Raw genomic sequence first — 21,364 nt, forward strand, 5'->3', positions numbered from 1 at the left:
GAGGAGAAGAGAAATGCATGAGAAAGAGAAAGACCTCATCGACGCGTTCCTGCGTGGACAAGTCGGCCGCCGTGGGCTGATCAAGGGCCTCGGTGCAATGGGCCTTGCCGCCAGCACCGCCGGTACACTGCTCAATTTCGGGCAGACCCGCGCCCTGGCAGCTGATTTCGACTGGCAGGCGCATAAGGGCAAGACCATCAAGCTGCTGCTCAACAAGCATCCGTACGCCGATGCGATGATTGCCAACCTCGACAACTTCAAGAAGCTGACCGGCATGGAAGTCGTCTATGACGTGTTCCCCGAAGACGTCTATTTCGACAAGGTTACCGCCGCGCTGTCGGCCAGCTCGCCCGAATACGATGCCTTCATGACCGGCGCCTACATGACTTGGACCTACGGCCCGGCCGGCTGGATCACCGATCTCAACGAATGGATCAAGGATCCGGCCAAGACCAACCCGAAATATGCCTGGGACGACTTCCTGCCCGGCGTCAAGAATTCTTGCGCCTGGAACGGCCAGCCGGGCGGCGCGCTCGGTTCGGAAGACGCCAAGCAATGGTGCATTCCGTGGGGCTTCGAGCAGAACAACATCACCTACAACAAGGGCATGTTCGACAAGGTCGGCGTCAGCGTTCCCGGCAATATGGATGAAATGGTCGCTACGGCGGCGAAGCTTACCAAGGATGTTGGTGGCGGCGTCTACGGCATCGGCGTGCGCGGCTCGCGCTCCTGGGCAACGATCCACCCGGGCTTCCTGTCGGCTTACGCTAATTTCGACCAGAAGGACCTGAACGTCTCGGCTGACGGCAAGCTGTCGGCCGCGATGAGCACCGCCGAATCCAAGGCTTTCCACAAGCAGTGGGTGCAGATGATCCAGGAGAGCGGCCCCAAGGACTGGTCGACCTACACCTGGTATCAGGTCGGCACCGATCTCGGTGCAGGTGCGTCGGCGATGATTTTCGACGCCGATATCCTCGGCTATTTCATGAATGGCGGCGACAACAAGATGGCCGGCAAGCTCGCCTTTTCGGCGTTCAAGGCCAACCCGGCCGCCAAGGCGCCGACGCCCAATATCTGGATCTGGTCGCTGTCGATGTCCAACTTCTCGAAGGACAAGGACGCCACCTGGTACTTCATGCAATGGGCATCCGGACCCGAGCATGCATTGTTCGGTGCGACCAAGATGGACTTCGTCAATCCGGTTCGTCAGTCGGTCTGGAACGACGAGATGTTCCGCGAGAAGCTGAACAAGAGCTATCCGGGCTACGTCGAGATGTTCGACGTCTCGGCGCCGGGCGCCAGCATCAAGTTCACACCGCAGCCGCTGTTCTTCGATCTCACCACCGAATGGGCGGCGACGCTGCAGAAGATGGTGGCCAAGGAAGTGCCGGTCGACGAAGGCCTCGACAAGTTGGCCGAGAGCATCAACAGCCAGCTCAAGGAAGCCGGGCTCGGCTAAAGCCGCGGCCAAGGCTGGCCCGTCCGCGGGTCAGCCTTTGAGATGTGATACGTTTGCGACGCGGTGCCGAGCGGTACCGCCTGCTCGCCCGACCGGCCGCCTTGCTCCCTTGGGCGGCCGGGACGGCGAAGCAACAGAATGACGGAGCAGCAGATGACTGCGGCGACAATACAAAGAAACAGGCCGTCGGGCTTCAGGATCAGCAAGCGGGTGCTGCCCTATCTCCTTAGCTTGCCGGCCTTGCTGGTCTGCATCGGCATCCTGATCCCGTTCTTCACATCGGTGGTCTATTCTTTCCAGCGCTACCGATTGAGCCAGCCTTGGGCGCGGCAATTCAACTGGGGCGACAACTATATCTCGTTCTTCACCGACCCGAAGTTCTGGAACACGCTGCAGGTGTCGCTGCTCTACGCCGGCATCACCGTCGTGCTCGAGTTGCTTCTCGGTCTCGGCATCGCCATGCTGCTGCAAAAGCGCTCGACGCTGAACAACTTCATCTCGATCATGCTGTTGATGCCGCTGATGACGGCGCCAGCGCTCGCCGCGCTGATGTGGAAGCTGATGACCAATCCCGGCTTTGGCGTGCTCAGCTATCTCGCCAGCCTGATCGGGCTGCAGGATTTCCGCTGGGCCTCGTCGCCCTCGACGGCACTGCTCACCGTCGTGCTTGTCGACATCTGGGTCTACACGCCCTTCATCATGATCCTGCTGCTTGCCGGTCTGCGCAGCCTGCCGACGCAGCCCTTCGAGGCGGCAGCACTTGACGGCGTGCCGCGCAGCTTCGTGTTCTTCCGCATCACCCTGCCGATGCTAACCCCCTATATCCTGACGGCGACATTGTTCCGCCTGCTCGATTCCATCCAGCAGTTCGACATCATCTACGCCATGACCCAGGGTGGTCCGGGCGACACGCTGACCGTGTTCCAGGTCGAGGCCTATCTCAACTTCTTCCAGTCGACCAATGTCGGCCGCTCGGCGGCGCTGATGATCATCCTGTGGGCGATCACCTATTTCCTCTCGAACATCTTCATCAAGAACTGGCTGCGGCTGCGCGAACGCGCCCGCGGCCAGGCATAGGAGGCTGGCATGGAACATACCTCCCTTCTCGAACGCATCCTGCGCGGCATAGCCCTGGCGCTGGTCGTGATCTTCTTCATGTTCCCGATCGTCTGGATCCTGATGATGTCATTCCAGACCAACGAGACAATCCTGCGGATTCCGCCACAGCTTGTCTTCGAGCCGACGCTCGCCAACTACACCGCCTTGATCACCGGCAAGCTGATGACGGCGGCCGGCACGCTCGACATCGCCTTCATGCGCAATCTCTGGAATTCCGTCTTCCTGTCGGTCACCTCGGTTGCCGTCGCGTTGCTGCTCGGCGTGCCGGCCGCCTATGCGTTTGCGCGGCATAAGTTTCGCGGCTCGGAGGACATTGCCTTCACGCTGCTGTCGTTCCGTTTCGCGCCGGCGCTGCTGGTGCTTTTGCCGCTCACCCTCTATTTCCAGAAGCTCGGGCTGGCCAATACCTATATCGGGCTGATCTGGGTCTACCAGCTGATCTGCCTGCCGCTGATCCTGTGGATCGTGCGCGGCTATTTCGAGGATATACCGGCCGACATCGAATACGCCTACCGCATTGCCGGACATTCCTGGTTTGCTACCTTCCGCAAGATCGCGCTGCCGCTCGCCGGCCCAGGCATTGCCGCTGCCGGCCTGCTCGCCTTTATCTTTGCCTGGAACAATTTCGTTTTTGCGCTGGTGCTCGCCTCTGCCGACAAGCAGCCGGTGACGGTCGGCGCGCTGGCCTTCATCACGTCCTCCGGCATCCAGTATGGCCAGATTTCGGCGGCGATCGTGCTGTCGATCACGCCGACCCTGGCGCTCGCGCTCTATGCGCAACGCTATCTGGTCGAAGGCCTGTCGCTTGGCGCGGTGAAAGGATAGTCCGATGGCAAGCCTCGAACTGCGAAACATCGTCAAGCGCTATAAAAGCCAGACCGTTCTCGACAATCTGTCGCTGACCGTCGCCGACGGCGAAACGCTGGTCCTGTTCGGACCGTCCGGCGCCGGCAAGACGGTGCTGTTGCGGCTGGTGGCCGGGGTCATCGACCCCGACGAGGGAAAGATCCTCATCGGCGGCGAGGACATGACCGATCTCGACGCCGAGTTCCGCGGCGTCGGCATGGCATTCCAGAACTTCGCGCTGTTCCCGCATATGACGGCGTTCGACAACATAGCCACGCCTCTGCAGGCGAAGCACTCATCGCAGGGCACGATAAAGACCGGCGTCGAGAGCGTCGCTAAGCTGTTGAAAATCGGCCATGTGCTCAGCCACAAGCCGCGGGCGCTGTCCAACGGCCAGAAGCAACGCACCGCGCTTGCCCGCGCGTTGGTCGGCTCGCCGCCGCTGCTGCTGCTCGATGATCCCTTGCGCAACGTCGATGCCAAATTGCGCTTCGAAATGCGCCTCGAGCTGCCAAGGCTGCTCGCCGATCGTGGCGCGACCGTCATCTACGTCACCCAAGACTACAAGGAAGCGATGGCGCTCGGCGACCGCATCGCGGTGATGTCGCAAGGCGTCGTCAAACAGCTCGGCACGCCCGAGCAGATCTATCGCGAGCCGGCCAATGTCGAGATTGCCCGGCTGTTCGGCGACCCGACCATCAACCTTCTGGACGTCAAGCCGTCGCGGGACGCCAAGGGCATCTATGTCGGCCTGTCCAACGTCCAGGTCCATCTTGCCGGCGCGCATGAGGCGGCGGTCGGCCGTGATTGCGTGATCGGCCTGCGGCCGGAGGCTCTGGCGTTTGTTGATGAAGGCACGCCCGGCGCCATCCCGGTGACGGTCGAGGCTGAGACGCCGCTCAACGAGAAGATCGTCACCCTGGCGCGAACCGTGCGCGGCCGTGAAATCTTGGTCTCGCGTCCGTCCGGGACACCTGGCCAATCCGAGGGCAGGGCGCATATAGCCGTCGACAGCAAAAGCGCCCTGCTGTTCGATCGCGCGAGCGGCGAGCGCATTGGCTCGAAAAACGTCGTCAATTTGCGCAGTGGAGAAGCGGCATGAGCCCAAGCGCAATCACCCTCTCAGGCGTCGACAAGTTCTACGGTCCGATCGACCGCGGTGTGCATGCGGTCAAGAACCTGACGATGGAAATCGCCAAGGGCGAGATCGTGGCGCTGCTCGGCTCGTCCGGTTGCGGCAAGACCTCGACATTGCGTATGATCGCAGGCTTCGAAGAGGTCTCGCGTGGCACCATCGCGGTTGCCGGCCGCAAGGTGCACACGTTGCCGCCGGTCAGGCGCAACGTCGCAATGGCCTTCGAGGGCTATTCGCTCTATCCGCCCCTGACCGTGCGCGAGAACATGGCCTTCGCCCTCAAGGCGGCCAGGCTGGCGAAGAGTGCGGTCGATGCAAAGGTTGCCAACATCGCCAAGCTGCTCGAGATCGAGGACATTCTCGAGCGCTATCCGAGCTCGATCTCCGGTGGCCAGCAGCAGCGCGCCAGCCTCGGCCGGGCGCTGATCCGCGAGGCCGACCTGCATCTGCTGGACGAGCCGATGGGCCAGCTCGAGCCGCAGCTTCGCGCCGTGCTGCGCGGCCGCATCAAGCATTTCATCAAGGAGCGTGGCCTGACCGCGATCCTGGTCACGCACGACCAGACCGAGGCCAATGCGCTGGCCGATCGCATCGCCGTCATGGAGGGCGGCGTGCTGCAGCAGTTCGATACGCCTGACAGGCTCAAGGAACGGCCGGCAAACCTGTTCACCGGCACCTTCGTCGGCGAGCCGCCGATGAATGTCTTCGAGGCCTATGTCGGCACGGCTGCCGACAAGATCAGTCTCAAGCTGCCCGACGGGCTTTCGCTCGACTACGACAAGGACGCGTTCAGCGGCCCAGTTCGCGATGAATTGCTCAACCGGCAACGCGTCGTCATCGGTGTCAGGCCCTATGCCGTCCGCCGCTCCAAGGACGGTGTGCCGGCCACGGTTTCGGCCAATCAATGGCTCGGCGACCAGACCCATATCGCCGCCGACTTCGCCGGCGGCTCGCTGGTTCTGGTCGAACATGACCGGACTCGCCTGGAACTCGGGGCGCCTATCAAGGTCAGCATCGATCCAAAAAACCTGCACGTCTTCGATCAGGCGAGCGGCGACGCCATTTCGCACGGCACGGAGCTTGCCTGATGCGGGATGTGCTGATCGGCATCGACGCCGGCACGTCTGTTATCAAATCCGTCGCCTTCGACACGGCGGGCAGGCAGATCGCGGCAGCCGCGCTGCCGAACAGATACGAGACACTGCCGGGTGGCGGCGCCGAGCAGGACCTAGTCCGCACCTGGGCCGATACCGCGACGACCTTGCGCCAACTGGCCGACAAGGTGCCGGATCTCGCCAGCCGGACCATTGCCATCGCCGTGACCGGGCAGGGCGACGGCACCTGGCTGATCGACAAGGATGGCGAGCCGGTGGCCAAGGGCTGGCTGTGGCTCGACGCGCGCGCTGCCGCCGTCGTCGAGGAGATCCGCGCGCGGCCCGAAGACCGGCTGCGCTTCGAAAAGACCGGCAGCGGGCTCGCTGCCTGCCAGCAGGGGTCGCAATTCGTCTTCATGAAGCGCCACATGCCCGCGATGCTTGCCAATGCAGCGACGGCGTTCCACTGCAAGGACTGGCTTTATTTCAAGTTGACCGGCCAACGCGCCACCGACCCGTCCGAAGGCACCTTCACCTTCGGCGACTTCCGCACGCGCAGCTATTGCGACGATGTTCTTGAGGTGCTCGGCGTCACCGATCTCAGGCATCTGCTGCCGCCCATCGTCGATGGCACCAGGCAAAGCACCGCACTGTCGGCGACAGCAGCCGATGCGACCGGCCTGCTTGCCGGCACGCCGGTCGTTCTGGCCTATGTCGATGTCGCCTGCACGGCGCTCGGCGCCGGCCTGTTCGATCGCGAGCGCAAGCCGGGATGCTCGATAATCGGCTCCACCGGAATGCATATGCGGCTTGCCGAGACGCCGGACGAGGTTCTGCTCAACGAAGCTGCAACCGGCTACACGATGACCATGCCGGCACCGGGCGTCTTTGCGCAGATGCAGTCGAACATGGCGGCAACGCTCAACATCGACTGGGTCCTCGGCCTCGCCTCCGGCATTCTCGCCTCGCAAGGTATCACGCGGACCAATGGCGAGATGATCGCGCTGGTCGACCAGTGGATATCGTCGTCCGAGCCAGGCTCGCTGCTCTACCAGCCCTATGTCTCCGAGGCGGGCGAGCGCGGCCCGTTCGTCGATGCCAATGCCAGGGCCGGTTTCGTCGGCATTTCGTCCAGGCACGGCTATGCCGACATGGTTCGTGCGGTGTTCGAAGGGCTGGCTTTCGCGGCACGCGATTGCTACGCCGCCATGGGGCCGCTGCCCGAGGAAATCCGCCTGACTGGTGGAGCGGCCAGGAGCCCGGCTCTGCGCAAGATCCTGGGTGCTGCGGTCGGCGCCGACATTCGCACCAGCGAGCGCGAGGAGGCCGGTGCTGCGGGCGCTGCGATGATTGCTGCGGTCTGCGTCGGCCAGTACGCATCAATGGACGATTGCGTCAGTGAATGGGTCACGCCTTTGCTCCGTGCGGCCGAACCTAGCGACCGAAAACTTGCCGCTGCCTACGAGGCGATTGTTCCGTCCTACACATTGGCGCATGAGGCGCTGCGGCCGGTCTGGCGTTCGCTGGCCGCATCCAGACAAACTGACGTGAATTGAGAAGAGCATGCCCAACAAAATTGCGATCATCGGCGACCGCTTCATGCTTCCGGAAGTGTTTCGCGAGAAAATCGAAGCGGCCTGCGGCGATAATCTCGACATCCGCACCATTGAGACCGCATGGCCCGACGAGCCGATGGAATTCGGCAATGCGGCGCTCGGCCTCGACAAGGTCAAGGAATATTTCGGTGATCCGGACGAGGTGGTCGATTTTATCGGCGATGCCGAAATCTTCGTCACCCAGCTTGCGCCGCTTTCCGAAACCATGATGCAGCGCTTGCCGGCGCTCAGGCTGGTTGCGGTGTCGCGCGGCGGGCCGATCAACATCGACATGGCTGCCGCCAACGCCCATGGCATCACCGTGGTCAATGTGCCCGGCCGCAACGCCAGCGCGGTGGCCGAGTTCACCATCGGCGCCATTCTCGCCGAGACGCGGCTGATCCGCGTCGGCCACGAAGCCTTGCGCAAGGGCGAGTGGCGCGGCGATCTCTACCGCGCCGACCGCACCGGCCGCGAGCTCAACGAAATGACCGTTGGCGTCATCGGCTATGGCAATATCGGCACCAGGCTGGTTCGGCTGCTGCGCGCATTCGGCTGCCGCATCCTGGTCTCCGATCCCTATGTGCAATTGAGCGTCGAGGACCGCAATGCCGGCGTCGAGCTGGTTGCGCTGGACGATCTCCTGTCGCGCTCCGATGTGGTCACGCTGCATTCCCGGGTCACCGAGGAGACGCGCGGCCTGATCGGCAAGGACGCCATTGCCCGGATGAAGCCCGGCGTGATCTTCGTCAATACCGCGCGCGGACCGCTGGTCGACTACGATGCGCTCTACGAGGGGCTCGTCTCGGGGCAGATCGGCAGTGCCATGCTGGAGACGTTCGCCGTCGAGCCGGTGCCGGCCGACTGGCCGCTGCTGCAGTTGCCGAATGTGACGCTGACGCCGCATATCGCCGGCGCGTCGGTACGCACGGTGACTTATGCTGCCGAGCAGGCGGCCGAGGAAGTGCGCCGCTTCATCGCCGGCCTGCCGCCGGTCAATCCATGCTGACGACAGGGCATAGAGCGAGATGAGCGGTGACAGCGAAATCGTCGATCTCTTCGTCATTGGCGGCGGCGTCAATGGCGCCGGCATTGCGCGCGATGCAGCAGGCCGGGGGCTGTCGGTCATCCTCTGCGAAAAAGACGATCTCGCCGAAGGCACCAGTTCGCGATCGGGAAAGCTCGTCCATGGCGGTTTGCGCTATCTCGAATACTACGAGTTCCGCCTAGTGCGGGAGGCGCTTATCGAGCGCGAGGTGCTGCTGGAATCCGCGCCGCACATCATCTGGCCGATGCGCTTCGTGCTGCCGCACAGCCCGGATGATCGGCCGGCCTGGCTGGTCCGGCTCGGCCTGTTCCTCTACGACCATCTTGGCGGCCGCAAGCGGCTGCCGGCCACTCGCACGCTTGACCTGCGCACCGCACCCGAGGGCGCGCCGATCAAGGACAGCTTCAAACGCGGCTTCGAATATTCCGACTGCTGGGTCGACGACGCCCGCCTGGTCGTCATCAACGCGCTCGACGCCGCGGAGCGTGGGACCAGGATATTCACCCGCACTGCCTGCACCGCCGCCCGCCGCGAAAACGGCCTGTGGTCGGTGGAGATGCGCGACGGTCGAACCGGCGTCAGGACCACGGTTCGGGCACGGGCGCTGGTCAACGCCGCCGGCCCCTGGGTCAATGACATCATCAATCGCGTCGCTGGCCAGAATTCCAGGCGCAACGTGCGCCTGGTCAAGGGCAGCCACATCGTCGTGCCGAAATTCTGGGAAGGCCGGCAAGCCTATCTCGTCCAGAACAGCGACAAGCGCGTGATCTTCATCAATCCCTACCAGAACGATCTGGCGCTGATCGGCACCACCGACATTCCTTATGACGGGCGGCCGGAAGACGTGACCGCCGACGCCAGCGAGGTCGACTACCTGATTAAGGTGGTCAACCGCTACTTCAAGCGCCAGCTTGCGCGCAGCGACGTCGTCTACTCGTTTTCCGGCGTCAGGCCGCTTTATGACGACAATGCCGACAATCCGAGCGCGGTCACCCGCGACTATATTTTCGAGCTCGACGTGGCGGCGGGACAGGCGCCGCTGCTTTCCGTCTTCGGTGGCAAGATCACCACCTTCCGCAAGCTGGCCGAGCACGCGCTCGACCGCATCGCCCCGTTCTTCCCGAAGATGGGCAAGCCGTGGACCTCGAAAGGACATCTGCCAGGCGGCGATATCGCCAATGCCGATTTCGAGCAGTTCCTCGGTGACCTCGGCCACGAATATCCCTGGATGCCGGCCTCGCTGGTCAAGCATTATGGCCGGCTCTACGGCACAAGGACGCGTGATCTGGTCGGCGCGGCCGGTTCGCTCGCTGAACTGGGGCGGCGCTTCGGCAAGGATTTGTTCGAGCGCGAAGCCAATTACCTGTTCGAGCATGAATGGGCCGAGACGGCCGCCGATATTCTCGAACGGCGCACCAAACACGGACTGCATCTGTCCGCCGCAGAAAGAACCGCCTTCGAAGACTGGTGCTCGAGCCGGCTGGCGAAGGCAGGCTGATGGCCTTTACGCTGTCCCTCAACACCAACCCGCTGGTCAATCGTTTCGCCGAACCGGACGATCTGATCGATGCGATCGCGTACGACATCGGCATCCGCGACGTGCAGCTCACGCATGAATTCGTCAATCCCGGTTGGCCGGCGGCGACGATCGCCAAATTCATCCGCCTGTTCCGCTCCGCTCTCAACCGCACCGGCGTGCGTGTGACCTCCGCGATGACCGGCCCCTACGGCCGGCTCAATCATTTCGGCCATCCCGATGCCGACGTGCGGCGCTATTATGTCGACTGGTTCAAGACCTTTGCCGAAATTTCGGCCGAGCTCGGCGCCCGCGGCATGGGCACGCAATTCGCGATCTTCACTCATCGTGACTATGACGATCCCGAGCGTCGCGCGCGGCTTTTCGAGATCGCGCTGGAATGCTGGCGCGCGGTCGCCGAGCACGCCAAGGCGGCCGGCTTGACCTACCTGTTCTGGGAGCCGATGTCGGTCGGCCGCGAGTTCGGCCATACGATCGAAAGCTGCCGGACGCTGCAGAGCGAGATCGATGCGGCCGGCATGGCGATCCCGCTCAAGATGATGGTCGATATCGACCATGGCGACGTGACGTCGAGCAATCCGGACGACATCGACCCCTATGCCTGGGCCGAAGCCTTTCCAAAGGAATCGCCGATCATCCACGTCAAGCAATCCTCAATGAACAAGGGTGGCCATTGGCCGTTCATTGCCGCCTACAACAAGGACGGCCGCATCACGCCGGAAAAGCTGCTGGACACTGTTCGCCGTGGCGGCGGCGTCGACAATGAGATCTGCCTCGAATTGTCGTTCCGCGAACGCGAGCCCGTCGACCACCAGGTCGTCGCCATGATCCGCGAATCGGTCGACTATTGGGCGCCCTTCATCGAGGCCGGCAGGGCCGGTCTTTTGCCGAAGCATGATGGATGAGCAGGTGCCGACGCGGCTCCTGCTCAGAACCGGAATATGTCAGCCGAATTTCGGATCGAGACTGCCCGACTTGTAGCGCTTGGCCATTTCCGAGACCGGCAGCGGCTTGATCCTCGGTGCGTTGCCGGCAGTGCCGAACTGCTCGAAACGCTCCTTGCACAGCTTCCGCATGGCGGCCATCGCCGGCGTCAGATATTTGCGCGGATCGAATTCGCTCGGGTTCTCGGTCAGCACCTTGCGGATCGCGCCGGTCAGCGCCATGCGGTTGTCGGTATCGATATTGATCTTGCGCACGCCATGCTTGATGCCGCGCTGGATTTCCTCGACCGGCACCCCCCATGTCGGCTTCATCTGGCCGCCATATTTGTTGATGATCTCCTGCAGCTCCTCCGGCACCGAGGACGAGCCGTGCATGACGAGGTGCATGTTCGGCAAGCGGCGGTGGATTTCCTCGATGACGTTCATGGCAAGCACCGCGCCGTCCGGCTTGCGGCTGAACTTGTAGGCGCCGTGGCTGGTGCCCATGGCGACGGCCAGCGCATCGACACGGGTGTCGCGCACGAACCGTTCGGCCTGAACCGGGTCGGTCAGCAGCTGATCGTGGCTGATGACGCCCTCGACGCCATGGCCGTCCTCCTGTTCGCCGCCGCCCATCTCTAGCGATCCGAGAACGCCGATCTCGCCCTCCACCGACACGCCGCCCCAATGCGCCATATCGACGACGCGGCGGGTGATACCGGAATTATAGGCGTAGTCGGCCGGCGTCTTGCCGTCTTCCTTCAGCGATCCGTCCATCATCACCGAGGTGAAGCCGTACTGGATTGCGGTAACGCAGGTCGCTTCGTTGTTGCCATGGTCGAGATGCATGCAGACCGGGATATCGGGATGGATTTCGACCAGCGCGTCGATCAGCTTGGCCAGCACGACATCGTTGGCGTAGGCCCGCGCGCCGCGGCTCGCCTGCAGGATGACCGGCGATTTGGTCTCCTCGGCTGCCTCCATGATGGCGAGGCCCTGTTCCATATTGTTCATGTTGAAGGCAGGCACGCCATAACCGTATTCGGCGGCATGATCGAGCAATTGTCTCAGTGTGATGCGAGCCACTCAGTAGTCTCCCGTATCCGGTTTCGAGCCAGTGTTTGCGGGCTGTTCGGCTATTGTCGAGCCCGCTAAAGCTTCTGGCCGGATTTCCGCTGCACCGCAACCGCTGGACGCCCGGCCGACAGCAATTCTTGTTACGGCACGCCGTCAGAAGCGTCATGATATTCCCAGGCAGATATAACATTATCACAAAAATACTGGTGGCTATGCGACGTTTCCTGTTATATCTCGGAACCTGGTTCGGATTGCACGAGGAAGCCGCGGAAATGAAGAGCGACGGCCGTCGGCAAGGCATCATGGATTTTCTGATGGACACCGGCACCGCCAGTGTCGACGATCTTGCCTCGCGCTTCGGCGTCTCCAAGATGACCGTCCACCGCGACCTCGACGAGCTCGAGGAGGGCGGTTTCCTGCGCAAGGTACGCGGCGGCGCCTCGATTCAGCCGAGCAGCCTTTTCGAGAGCGATTTCCGCTACCGCCAGAGACTGGCCGGCGACGAGAAAAAGCGCATCGCCGCCGCTGCCGTGACGATGATCGAACCGGGTCAGACGGTGATCATCGACGACGGCTCGACCGCGGGCGGCGTTGCTCGGCATCTCGTCGATCTGCGTCCGCTGACGGTGATCTCGAACAATCTGGCTGTCATCCAGGATTTGGCGGGCGTTGCCGGCATCAACCTGATTGCGCTCGGCGGCCAGTACAGCAAGAAGTTTCACGGCTTCTTCGGCCTGCTCGCCGAGGACACGCTGAAATCATTGCGCGCCGATGTCGCCTTCCTGTCGTCATCGGCTATCCACGGCGCTTCCGCCTTTCACCAGGATCAGGAAGTGGTCCAGACCAAACGGCTGATGATGGCCGCTGCGGCGCGCAAATATCTGCTGGTCGATCACGGCAAGTTCGGCCGCACAGCCTTGCATTTCCTGACCGATCTCAAGGCTTTCGATACCGTCTTCACCGGCCGCGAGCCGCAGCCGCAGATGCGTGCGGCGCTGGATGGTGCCGGTGTGTCGCTGACAGTGGTCGCAGAGTAGGAGGAGCACGCATGGTTTACTGGGTCGGCACCAGCTGGAAAATGAACAAGACGCTCGCCGAGGCGATGGCTTTCACGAGGGCATTGGCCGAGTTCGTCCCCGGTTTCGACGAGCGCATCCAGCCCTTCGTCATCCCACCCTTCACGGCGGTCCGCGAGGTCAAGAAAGCGCTGTCGCCGACGCGCATCAAGGTCGGCGCGCAGAACATGCATTGGGCTGACGCCGGCGCCTGGACCGGCGAGATCTCGCCGGTAATGCTGAAAGACTGCGAACTTGATATGGTAGAGTTGGGCCACAGCGAACGGCGCGAGCATTTCGGCGAGACCGACAAGGCTGTCGGGCTGAAGACCGCAGCGGCGGTGAAGCACGGTCTCGTGCCACTGATCTGCGTCGGCGAGACTTTGGCTCAACGCGACAGCGGGCAGGCGGATACGGTGCTGGCCTTGCAGGTGCACGGCGCGCTGCAGTTTCTCGAAGGCGCGGCCAGGGCGGCGACGATCCTGTTTGCCTATGAGCCGGTCTGGGCGATCGGCGACAAGGGCGTGCCGGCAAGCTCGGACTATGCCGGCAGACAGCAGGCGCTGATCAAGAAAATCGCGCGCGACCTGCTGCCGGCCGTGCCGCCGGTGCTTTATGGCGGCAGCGTCAATCCGCAAAATGCCGCCGAACTGATCGGACAGTCTCATATAGACGGCTTGTTCATCGGCCGTTCCGCCTGGCAGGCGGACGGCTATATAGACATCCTCAAACGCGCCTCAGCGGCGATCTGAACCATCGAACAGGAAGGAAACCGAACATGAAAATAGCCATTGGAGCCGACAGCGCCGGCAAACCGCTGCTCGATGTCATCGCCGCTCACCTCGCCACCAAGCCCGGCCTCACGGTCAGCGATCTCAGCCAGACGGGCTTCTACGCCGACCTGTCACAGAAGCTCGCCCAGACCATCCTGGACGGCGAGAACGATCGCGGCATCCTGTTTTGCGGCACCGGCATCGGCGTATCCATTTCCGCCAACAAGGTTCCCGGCATTCGCGCCGCACTCACCCACGACACCTATTCGGCCGAGCGCGCTGCAAAATCCAACAACGCCCAGATCATCACCATGGGCGCGCGCGTCATCGGCCCGGAATTGGCCAAGTCGATCGTCGATGCATGGCTTGCCTCGGAATTCGATGAGATGGGACCGTCGGCCGGCAATGTCCAGGCGATCGACAGGCTCGATGCAGCGAAGGTCCGTTAAGCCAGACTGTCCCGTATCGCTTTGATGATCGTGACGGCCGAGGCAGCGCCGGGATCCATATGCCCGAGCGATCGTTCGCCGAGCCGCGAGGAGCGGCCCTTCGCGGCGATCATATCCTTGGTTGCCTCGGCGCCCCGTTCGGCTGCGGCGAGTGCAGTTTCCAAGCTCTCCAACAGGGTCTTGCCGGCTTCCTGCGCGGCGCCCGCTGCCTGTGCTGCCGGCAGCCAGGCGTCGACCATGGTCTTTTCGCCGAGCTCGGCCTTGCCGCGATCCTGGATGCCTTGCGCCATCGCCCGGAGCATGGCGATGATGTCAGCATCCTCCAGAATTGCCTTGCCTTTGACGGCGGCGGCAGCGCGCATGAAGGCGGTCGCATAGAGTGGGCCTGACGACGCGCCGGCGTTGAGGAACGACTTTGCCGCGGTATTGAGCAGCGCCGTCGGTCCGGTCGCCGCGAGGTCGAGTTGCGCCAGCGCCTCGCGTACCGCGCCGAAGCCAAGCGCCATGGCGATGCCGTGGTCGGCGTCGCCGATGACGCCGTCGAGTTGGCAGAGCCTGTCCTTGTCGGCGTCGATCGCCGCCGCGATCTCATCGAACATTCTTTTCAAGCCGGCTGAGTCGATCGAGGTCATGATGCTTTCTCAGCCGGCGCGGAACATGGCGCAGTCGCAGGGATGGTCGAGCATCTCCTGCAATTCGCCGTCGAGATGCATCAGCGTCACTGAGGCGCCGGCCATTTCGAGCGAGGTGCAATAATTGCCGACCCAGGTCGCGTGGACGGAAACGCCGATGTCGTCGAGCCTCTGCTTGACCCGCCGGTTCATGATGTAGAGCTCCATCAGCGGCGTCGAACCGAGCGAATTGACCAGCACGGCGACCTTGTCGCTGCGCGTCGGCGCCATTTCGTCGAGGATCTTGTCCAGCATCTCGTCGGTGATCTCGTCGGCCGTCTTTAGTTTTCCGCGTGCGATGCCCGGCTCGCCATGGATGCCCATGCCGATCTCCATCTCGTCCGGTCCGATTTCGAAATTCGGCCGGCGGGTCTGCGGCAGCGAACAGGGCGAAAGCGCCACGCCCATAGTGAAGGTCTGATCGTTGGCCTTCCTGGCGATACGCTCGCATTCATCGAATGTCAGCATCCGGTCGCATGCGGCACCGACAGCCTTGAAGATGAAGAAATTGCCGGCGACGCCGCGCCGCTTCTGCCTCTGGTCGCGTGGCGCCGAGGCGACATCGTCGGTGGTCAGCACGGTGCGCACCTCGATATCGTCCATCGCCGCCATTTCGGCGGCCATGTCGAAATTCATCACGTCGCCGGCATAGTTGCCGTACATGAACAGCACACCGGCACCGCCGCTGGCCGCTTTGGCGCATTCGAGGATCGGGTCCGGCGGCGGCGAGGCAAAAACGTTGCCGATCGCGGCCGCGTCGGCAAGCCCCTTGCCGACGAAGCCAAGGAAGGTCGGCTCGTGGCCCGAGCCGCCGCCGATGACAAGGCCGACCTTGCCTGGGCGCGGCCCGTCGCGGGCGATGATGGAGCGGGGGCTGCCGTCCGCACTTCGGAGATGGCGCGGATGCGCGGCCAGAATGCCCTCCAGCATCTCGTCGACGGAGCGGTTGCCGTCATTGATGATCTTCTTGGTCTGCACCGGCATCCTCCCTAGTTTTCGTGAGATACTACAGCGCCTTACCGGGATTTCCACCCTGCGACGGAGATTTCACGCCGCGATGCGTTCGCGTGTCGCCAGCAGTTGCACGCAGGCACCGGCCGCCTCTTTGCCCTTGACCCTGAAATGCTCGAAGAAGAAGCGGTGATGGTCAGCGCTGTCATGGTAGTTGTGCGGCGTCAGCACCGCCGAAAGCACCGGCACGCCAGTCGACAATTGCACGTTCATCATGCCGTCGATGACCGCACTCGCCACGAACTCATGCCGGTAGATGCCGCCATTGACGACGAACGCGGCGCCGAGGATAGCGGCATAGCGGCCGGTCTCGGCAAGCATCTTTGCATGCAGGGGAATCTCAAAGGCGCCCGGCACATCGAAGACATCGACGGCAAAGCGTTTCTCCCCGACAACCGCCAGTTCCGCCTCGAATGCTTCAACGCATTGGTCGACGATATCGGCGTGCCAGCGCGCCCGAATGACGGCAACGCGGATCGTTTCATAGTCGTTCTGGGAATGCTGATTCATGGGTCCATCCTTCCGTTTCCAACCAGAATCAGGACGCACGATACGGAGTCCGAACCGCGAAAGCGGACCGTCTTCCATTCGTTCTCTTCCATCCGGACTGTGACCGTCGGCTCCGGAATCTCACCGGATCTGCTGACCCCTCCGGCTAACCGGAAAGCGCTCGCGGGCTTGGGCCGAGACCCTTACCGCCGGTGGGGACTTTCACCCCGCCCTGAGAACATTGACGGCGTTTGTATGGAAGGACCGGATAGCGCTGTCAACCGCCGACGTCGTCGCCGATGGCGCAGAAATGGCGATCCGTTCCGACTTGGTCACTTTGAGGGCGAGGGAGGCGCTGATAAGTTGCAGCGTCAAATGGCGATCACGGGCAAGGCGGGCAGCACCTTGTCCAAGGTGATGGGGAATTCACGCACTCGCACGCCGGTCGCGTTGTAGATGGCGTTGGCGACGGCAGCCCCCGCACCGCAGACGCCGAGCTCGCCGAGACCCTTCGCGCCAAGTGGATTGGCCTTGTCGTCATCTTCCTCGAGGAAGACGACTTCCATCTCGGGGACGTCGCCATTGACCGGGACGTGATATTCGGCAAGATCGTGATTGACGAAGTGGCCATAGCGCGGATCGAGCACCGTCTGCTCCATCAGCGCCGCACCGATCCCCCAGGTCATGCCGCCGATGATTTGCGAGCGTGCAGTCTTGGGGTTGAGGATACGGCCCGCGCCGACCACAGTCAGCATCCGGCGCATGCGGATTTCACCGGTGTCGCAATCGACAGCGACCTTGGCGAAATGCGCTCCGTACGAATGCTGCGAATAAGTCTTGTATGACTCGGTGGTGGCGCCTGCGGCTACGGAGCCTTCGGCCTCGAACCCGTCGGGAGCGATCCTCCCGATGAGATCGGCCAGGCTCGCCGATCGCTGGCCGATCCTGACTTCGCTGTCGGCAAATCTTGCCTCGGTGGCGTTCGCGCCGCGCAACGGCGAGGCCTCGCTCGACTGCGCCGCGTCCAGGATCCGTTCCTTGAGGGCGTTGCACGCATTATACAGGGCCGAACCCGCGCTTGCTGCGCCCCAGGACCCGCCGGAGCCGGCGGTACGCGGGAAACGGCTGTCGCCGAGCTCCACCTTGACAGACGAGATCGGCACGCCGAGGCTCTCGGCGGCAATCTGGGTCAGGATCGTATAGGTGCCGGTCCCAATATCGGTCATGTCGAGCCGCGCCGTCACCCGACCGTCCCGGTCGATCGCAACTCGCGCCGTCGCCGCGCCGATGTAGTTCGGACGGATCGCCGCCGCCATGCCGTAGCCGATGAGCTTCCGGCCCTCCCGGGTTCGGCCCGGTGTCGGGTTTCTCCGCTTCCAACCGAAACGGCGGGCGCCTTCCTCCATGCAGGCGACGAGATTGCGGGTGGAGAACGGCACTCCGCGCTCGGGATCCTGAGCCGGTTCGTTGCGGATCCTGAGTTCGATCGGGTCCAGGCCGACCTGCTCGGCGAGTTCATCCATGGCGCATTCGAAAGCCAGCATGCCGGGCGCTTCGCCGGGCGAGCGCATCCATTCGCCGCGGTTGATGTCCAGCGGAACCAGGCGATGGCGGGTGAGACGGTTCGGCGCCGCATAGAGCGAGCGCGCAAAAACTGCCGTTTGTTCGCAGTACTCCTCGAAGCTGGACGTCGCGGACCAGACATCGTGCGCGATCCCGGTGAGCCGCCCATCGGTATCCGCGCCGAGACGTACCTGTTGGATCATCTCTGCACGGTGACCGGCATTGGCGAACATCTGTTGCCGCGTCAGCGCGATCTTCACGGGGCGCTGCAGGACCTGCGCTGCAAGTGCGGCCAGGATCGTATCGGCATGGGCAATCAGCTTGGAGCCGAAGCCCCCGCCGGTGAAAGGGCTCACGATGCGCACCCGCTCGAGCGGGATGCGAAGCGTGCTGGCGACGCCGGCCCGGAAGTTCGCGAGGGTCTGCGCCGATGTACGGATCGTCAGCTCGTTGCCTGACCAGGCGGCGAGCGTCGCATGCGGCTCCATCGGATTGTGATGTTCGAAGGGGGTCCGGTAAGTGGCATCGATCTTGATCGGCGCCGTCGCAAAGGCGCGCTCGAAGTCGCCGACCACGCTGTCGGTCTCGAAGCCGGCATTGGTCCGCTTTGGCGCGTAGGAGTCGGCGATATGTCCCGGTAGATCGTAGAGGCCCGGCTCCTCGTCGTAGCGCACTCTGATGAGGCCCGCAGCAGCGCGTGCCGCCTCGAATGTCTCCGCAACGACCAGCGCGACCGGCTCGTCGCAATACCGCACCCGATCGCTGTTGAGCGCGGGCCGGGCGCGGGTGAAGACCTCCGGCACCGTCGGCGTGACCGCCGGGCCGAAATCCGGCTGGGCCGGCGCATTGCGGTGCGTCATGACGAGCAGCACTGCCGGCGCCCGTTCGGCTTCGGTCGTGTCGATCTCGGCGATGCGGCCCTTGGCGACGGCGGCGCCGAGAATGTAGCCATAGGCTGTACCATCCAGCTCATTCTCGTAAGCGTATGTGGCGCCGCCCGTCACTTTGAGCGGACCGTCGATGCGGTCGATCGGCCTCCCGATGATGCCAGCACCGGGACGCGGTTTCACTCTTGAATGGGTGGCGGAGCCGGGCAGTCCGGGTATGGTCTCGTTCATAAGTCACCTAAAGATTTTCATTTGGAGTTCGGAAGCATCGAGGCCGCGACGACGCCTCTTTCCTCGCACCTTCATGTTCGTCGCGCAGCGGCCGGAGCTCACGCGGCGATCTCGCCGAAATACTCGCGAAACTCGACCAGCTTCCCTGTCGGGCCGGCGCGCATGAAGATCGCATGCAGGCCAGTGTAGGGCGCGCCGCTGATTGTCCCGCTCCCGCGATCGCAGACGATGACCCAGTCGGCGGCGAAGAGCTTGAGATCGACGGTCGATTTCGTGATCCTGTTTCCTTGCGCTTGATGCGCGGCGGTCCAGGCTGCGAGTGCCGGCTTGCCGTCTGGCGGTCCGTGTCGGCCTCGTTGCTCGCCGACAGGGAATTGGAAGGTCATCGTCTCATCGCAACAATCAAGGAATGCCGTCCAGTCGCCGGAGGCCCAGCCGGCAAAGAAGGCGTCGACGGCGGCCTCGAGCACGTGACGAGCTCCCGGGTCGGATGTGGCGCCCCAAGCTGCGGCGGCAGAAACAAAAAGGCCGCCACCCGCGGCGGTAACGGCGCGTCGCGTGAGTTTCATATCGATCTCCTGCTCGTCGCCTGCATCTGGGAACCGCTGTTCGGGGTCGTCGTCTCTGTCATCGTGTCGCCTCACGCACTCTCGACGGCAGCAGCGAGTGTGTGCCGCACCGTTCGTTTCGCCAGCGGGATCTTGAAGTCATTGGCGCCATGCCCAACGGCTCCGGCGAGCGCGGCTTCGGCAGCGTCGGTAAAGGTATCGTCGGACGCCGCTGCGCCTGCCAGCCCGCGCTCCGCCTCCGTCGCGCGCCAGGGTTTCGCTGCCACGCCGCCCATGGCGATCCGAGCGCTTCGGATACGATCGCCGCTTTTTTCGACGATTGCTGCCACCGACACCAGCGCGAAGGCGTAGGAAGCTCGGTCGCGCACTTTGCGGTAAAGCTGCCGGCCGGGTGGTGGCGGCGGCAGGGTAACCGCGACGACCATTTCGCCGTGGCCGAGCACGGTCTCCACATGGGGCATCGTCTCGGGCAATCGATGGAAATTGCCGATCGGGATCGTGCGGGTCTCGCCGCCGGGCGAAACGGTCTCGATCCTGGCGTCGAGCCCGGACATGGCGACCGCCATGTCCGAAGGATGGACCGCGATGCAGGCTTCGCTCGCGCCCAGTACAGCGTGCATGCGGTTGAAGCCTTGAAGCGCCGTGCAGCCCGAACCCGGCTGGCGCTTGTCGCAGGGCATGTTGCGGTCGTAGAAGTAGGGGCAGCGCGTGCGTTGCAGGAGATTGCCGCTGGTCGAGGCCTTGTTGCGTATCTGGCCGGACGCTCCCGCCAGCAGCGCTTGTGTGAGCATCGGATAGCGGGACCTCACCCGCGGGTCGGCGGCAAGATCGCTGTTGCGGACCTGGGCGCCGACCCGAAGCCCGCCTTCTGCCGTCTCCTTGATCCGATCAAGCGGCAGCCGGCTGATGTCGACGAGATGCGCTGGGCGCTCGATATCGAGCTTCATCAGGTCGAGCAGGTTGGTGCCGCCGCTGATGAACTTGGCGTCCGGCCGGGCCGCGACCGCGGCGGCCGCCTGCTGGGCACTCGTTGCACGTTCATAAGTGAAGGACTGCATTGCTCATGCCTCCTCTGCCGCGTCGCGGATTGCAGCGACGATGTTCGGATAAGCGGCACAACGGCAGATGTTGCCGCTCATCCGCTCGCGGATCTCGGCATCGCTGAGAGCGACGGAAGCCGCTGCCACGTCGGCGCTCGCATGGCTCGGCCAGCCGGCCTTGGCTTCGCCCAGCATACCGACCGCCGAGCAGATCTGGCCTGGCGTACAGTAGCCGCACTGGAAACCGTCGCGGGCGACGAAGGCGGCCTGCACCGGATGCAGCCGGTCACCCTCGGCAAGGCCCTCGACCGTGGTGATCTCGTCGCCATCATGCATTGCGGCAAGCGTCAGGCAGGAATTGATCCGGCGTCCATCGACAAGCACCGTGCATGCGCCACACTGGCCGTGATCGCAGCCCTTCTTCGAGCCGGTGAGGCCGAGATGGTTGCGCAGGGCATCGAGCAGCGTCGTCCGCGGGTCGAGTTCGACGGCAAGGTCCTTCGCGTTGATCCGCAACGATATCGGCATCGTCGGTACCGGCGTGCCAGATGCCGTCGCCGTGACGGTGTCGGCCGGCTCGGCGCCGACCGGTATCCCGGTAGCCAGGAGCACCCCGGTCGCCACCCCGCCCTCCAACACGGTTCGACGCGTTGGCCCCCTCCTGTTGTCTGTTTTGGCCATGCAAGATCTCCCAGTCGCAATGAAGGACGCAGACGGCAATTTGACCCCGACAGCGGACCCTCGGGTTCGGTCATCGACACTGGAGGTGGGGGCGCACGCAGCGGCTTTCTTT

Annotated in this window: 20 protein-coding genes and 1 riboswitch; of the genes, 12 read left to right on the plus strand and 8 right to left on the minus strand. The window is 63.6% G+C overall.

The annotated features are described in order from the left end of the window. Positions 1-13: 13 nt before the first annotated feature. The 9 genes from NKH71_RS18805 to NKH71_RS18845 all read left to right on the plus strand — a co-directional run bounded on the left by NKH71_RS18805 (position 14) and on the right by NKH71_RS18845 (position 10,738). Entirely contained in the window at positions 14-1,459 is a 1,446-nt protein-coding gene (locus tag NKH71_RS18805) for an ABC transporter substrate-binding protein (RefSeq protein ID WP_023716723.1), read from the plus strand. A 153-nt stretch (positions 1,460-1,612) separates the two neighbouring features. Continuing rightward, on the plus strand, positions 1,613-2,536 hold the full coding sequence (locus NKH71_RS18810) for a carbohydrate ABC transporter permease (protein ID WP_023716724.1): 924 nt from the start codon (positions 1,613-1,615) through the stop codon (positions 2,534-2,536). A 9-nt stretch (positions 2,537-2,545) separates the two neighbouring features. Further along, positions 2,546-3,403, plus strand: a complete 858-nt coding sequence (locus NKH71_RS18815) for a carbohydrate ABC transporter permease (RefSeq protein WP_023676025.1) — start codon at positions 2,546-2,548, stop codon at positions 3,401-3,403. Positions 3,404-3,407: 4 nt separating this feature from the next. Then, complete coding sequence (locus NKH71_RS18820; protein WP_023716726.1) at positions 3,408-4,526, plus strand: ABC transporter ATP-binding protein; 1,119 nt, start codon at positions 3,408-3,410, stop codon at positions 4,524-4,526. After that, positions 4,523-5,647, plus strand: a complete 1,125-nt coding sequence (locus NKH71_RS18825) for an ABC transporter ATP-binding protein (protein WP_023716727.1) — start codon at positions 4,523-4,525, stop codon at positions 5,645-5,647. The genes NKH71_RS18820 and NKH71_RS18825 overlap by 4 nt, the downstream gene beginning before the upstream one ends. Next, the gene (locus NKH71_RS18830) at positions 5,647-7,209 is read left to right on the plus strand and encodes an FGGY-family carbohydrate kinase (RefSeq protein ID WP_023716728.1); all 1,563 of its coding nucleotides are present in this window, start codon (positions 5,647-5,649) and stop codon (positions 7,207-7,209) included. Before NKH71_RS18825 ends, NKH71_RS18830 begins: the two co-directional genes overlap by 1 nt. Before the next feature lie 7 nt (positions 7,210-7,216). Further along, positions 7,217-8,257: a 2-hydroxyacid dehydrogenase gene (locus NKH71_RS18835; protein ID WP_023716729.1), complete on the plus strand. Its 1,041-nt coding sequence runs from the start codon at positions 7,217-7,219 to the stop codon at positions 8,255-8,257. Between the two features lie 19 nt (positions 8,258-8,276). Then, positions 8,277-9,794: a glycerol-3-phosphate dehydrogenase gene (locus NKH71_RS18840; protein ID WP_023716730.1), complete on the plus strand. Its 1,518-nt coding sequence runs from the start codon at positions 8,277-8,279 to the stop codon at positions 9,792-9,794. Continuing rightward, positions 9,794-10,738 carry a sugar phosphate isomerase/epimerase family protein gene (locus NKH71_RS18845; RefSeq protein ID WP_352895254.1) on the plus strand — a complete coding sequence of 315 codons (945 nt, stop codon included), beginning with the start codon at positions 9,794-9,796 and terminating at the stop codon, positions 10,736-10,738. Before NKH71_RS18840 ends, NKH71_RS18845 begins: the two co-directional genes overlap by 1 nt. A gap of 39 nt (positions 10,739-10,777) precedes the next feature. On the opposite strand, the gene fba is transcribed toward NKH71_RS18845, so the two are convergent. Then, positions 10,778-11,842, minus strand: coding sequence for a class II fructose-bisphosphate aldolase (gene fba, locus NKH71_RS18850; protein WP_352895255.1), 1,065 nt, complete (start codon positions 11,840-11,842; stop codon positions 10,778-10,780). 263 nt (positions 11,843-12,105) lie between these two features. On the opposite strand from fba, the gene NKH71_RS18855 reads away from it, so the two are divergent. The 3 genes from NKH71_RS18855 to derI are packed head-to-tail and all read left to right on the plus strand — an operon-like array spanning position 12,106 to position 14,110. Next, positions 12,106-12,870, plus strand: coding sequence for a DeoR/GlpR family DNA-binding transcription regulator (locus NKH71_RS18855; RefSeq protein WP_352814397.1), 765 nt, complete (start codon positions 12,106-12,108; stop codon positions 12,868-12,870). Positions 12,871-12,881: 11 nt separating this feature from the next. Further along, on the plus strand, positions 12,882-13,640 hold the full coding sequence (locus NKH71_RS18860; RefSeq protein ID WP_023716733.1) for a triose-phosphate isomerase: 759 nt from the start codon (positions 12,882-12,884) through the stop codon (positions 13,638-13,640). Between the two features lie 26 nt (positions 13,641-13,666). Beyond that, positions 13,667-14,110, plus strand: coding sequence for a D-erythrulose-4-phosphate isomerase (gene derI, locus NKH71_RS18865; RefSeq protein WP_352482706.1), 444 nt, complete (start codon positions 13,667-13,669; stop codon positions 14,108-14,110). On the opposite strand, the gene dhaL is transcribed toward derI, so the two are convergent. The 7 genes from dhaL to NKH71_RS18900 all read right to left on the minus strand — a co-directional run bounded on the left by dhaL (position 14,107) and on the right by NKH71_RS18900 (position 21,252). Further along, on the minus strand, positions 14,107-14,742 hold the full coding sequence (gene dhaL, locus NKH71_RS18870) for a dihydroxyacetone kinase subunit DhaL (protein ID WP_352895256.1): 636 nt from the start codon (positions 14,740-14,742) through the stop codon (positions 14,107-14,109). The genes derI and dhaL overlap by 4 nt on opposite strands. A gap of 9 nt (positions 14,743-14,751) precedes the next feature. Beyond that, the gene (locus tag NKH71_RS18875) at positions 14,752-15,765 is read right to left on the minus strand and encodes a dihydroxyacetone kinase subunit DhaK (protein WP_352845860.1); all 1,014 of its coding nucleotides are present in this window, start codon (positions 15,763-15,765) and stop codon (positions 14,752-14,754) included. Between the two features lie 63 nt (positions 15,766-15,828). Next, positions 15,829-16,302 (minus strand): 6,7-dimethyl-8-ribityllumazine synthase, encoded by a 474-nt coding sequence (locus NKH71_RS18880; RefSeq protein ID WP_352482699.1) that lies wholly within the window; start codon positions 16,300-16,302, stop codon positions 15,829-15,831. Between the two features lie 76 nt (positions 16,303-16,378). Next, positions 16,379-16,525: riboswitch (FMN riboswitch) on the minus strand. A gap of 127 nt (positions 16,526-16,652) precedes the next feature. Then, the gene (locus NKH71_RS18885) at positions 16,653-18,962 is read right to left on the minus strand and encodes a xanthine dehydrogenase family protein molybdopterin-binding subunit (protein ID WP_352895257.1); all 2,310 of its coding nucleotides are present in this window, start codon (positions 18,960-18,962) and stop codon (positions 16,653-16,655) included. Between the two features lie 98 nt (positions 18,963-19,060). Continuing rightward, positions 19,061-19,531, minus strand: coding sequence for a nuclear transport factor 2 family protein (locus NKH71_RS18890; protein WP_352482698.1), 471 nt, complete (start codon positions 19,529-19,531; stop codon positions 19,061-19,063). Positions 19,532-19,602: 71 nt separating this feature from the next. Continuing rightward, positions 19,603-20,589, minus strand: a complete 987-nt coding sequence (locus tag NKH71_RS18895; RefSeq protein ID WP_352895258.1) for an FAD binding domain-containing protein — start codon at positions 20,587-20,589, stop codon at positions 19,603-19,605. Between the two features lie 3 nt (positions 20,590-20,592). Continuing rightward, complete coding sequence (locus NKH71_RS18900; protein ID WP_023716741.1) at positions 20,593-21,252, minus strand: 2Fe-2S iron-sulfur cluster-binding protein; 660 nt, start codon at positions 21,250-21,252, stop codon at positions 20,593-20,595. Between the last annotated feature and the right edge of the window lie 112 nt (positions 21,253-21,364).

It is taken from the genome of Mesorhizobium sp. M0983 (assembly GCF_040318975.1).
In the GTDB taxonomy this organism is placed as follows: Bacteria; Pseudomonadota; Alphaproteobacteria; order Rhizobiales; family Rhizobiaceae; genus Mesorhizobium.